Source organism: Mesorhizobium sp. M1A.F.Ca.IN.022.07.1.1 (genome assembly GCF_003997575.1).
GTDB lineage: Bacteria > Pseudomonadota > Alphaproteobacteria > Rhizobiales > Rhizobiaceae > Mesorhizobium.
Genome location: NZ_RZST01000631.1, coordinates 1 through 1,246, shown reverse-complemented (window position 1 = coordinate 1,246; position 1,246 = coordinate 1). Strand labels below are relative to the sequence as shown.

Here is a 1,246-nt window from a genome sequence, read left to right as displayed (position 1 = left end):
GATGTGAGCGGTCATCAGGCCCGCAAGCAGCGAACCGACGCCGCGCCGGCAGACAAGCCAAATCCTGTCCCCCACACCAATCCACGGCCCGCCAACGCAGGCCGTTTGCGTTTCGGCGGCGCGCTTCGATGCGAAGCCGCCAGCGAGGTCCTCGGGAGCAACAAGCACGGCGTCCCGCAGGTAGCGCAGTTGGACAGCCCCCTCGCTCGATCGAAAGGATATCCTCGAGCGCCTGTTGGGATACCCTGGCCATTGCGCGAGATCACCGGTTTTGGCCGATAGCGGCTGAACGAAGGTGGTGCCGCGATTGACGCCGCCGATGACGAGATCGGTCTGTGCACCGCACGGCGCAACGGGTATTGCGACCATTGGAGGCGCGGGGGATCGAGCTGCGGCCCGAGGCTGAGGGAGCTCTCATACCTTTCCCCGCTGCATGGCACGTAGAACGCTGACGATCATACAAGAGGGCCTAAGTTCGGCGGATCTCGACGCGCTCGCCGGCGACGCTGGCTGGGTCAAGGCCTGAGCGGCTAGTCGAGTAGCCGAGGTCTCGCGGCTTGCAGGAGGGGAAGGTTAAATCTCCGGACCGACCTTATGGAAGGCGACTGGCCTGTCTGTCGATGGACGCCACATGCTTTCGGCGACGTCGAACCCGACCGGCTCGCCGACGTCCTTTCCCAGCCATTCTGGGTGAAGCTGCATCCCAGAAACCTGGTCGAGCGATTTAATGACGAATCGAGCGGCATATCAATGTCGCGGCATCGTCCCGGATGTCTCGCCGGGGTTCGTTGCTCGAGCAAAGCAATGAACCGGCTATCCAGTCGCTGCCACATGGAATGACGCTGTCAGTTGAGCCGGTGATCCCTTAGTCGTGGGCGGCAGATCGGTCCGGCCACGCCCGAGAAAGTGCGGCGACCCGACGCGACGGCTACCATAAACTTCGGGGGCACCATCATAGCAGCCGGCTAATGCATATCGCCCGAAATTCACAGCGATTTTCGCGACAACGACGTGCATCAAATGAGGATGCAAAGCGCATCGCTGGAATTCGTTCGCCGACATGCTGAGAAAGTTGGAAATCGGTGTTGACACCCCGAATGGCTCCGACTATATACGCCTCACCAACGAGGGCGGCGCGCCGCTGGCGGCCGAGAAGTTCGCTTCTGAATCTGCCCTCTGTGAAATTCAAGAGAGCCGCGTGAGCGACACTCGAAAGGCCCCGAAGCGGCAAGCGAAAGGGGCCGGG

General features: G+C 61.9%; 1 protein-coding gene and 1 pseudogene. One reads left to right on the top strand and one right to left on the bottom strand.

The genetic code is table 11. The annotated features are described in order from the left end of the window. Nucleotides 1–369: hypothetical protein (locus EOA75_RS34685; protein ID WP_206517122.1), on the bottom strand; the 369-nt coding region annotated here is incomplete at its 3' end. Between the two features lie 691 nt (nucleotides 370–1,060). Between EOA75_RS34685 and EOA75_RS34680 the strand changes: the two are divergent. Then, a pseudogene (locus EOA75_RS34680) lies at nucleotides 1,061–1,246 on the top strand (hypothetical protein); the annotation flags it as partial.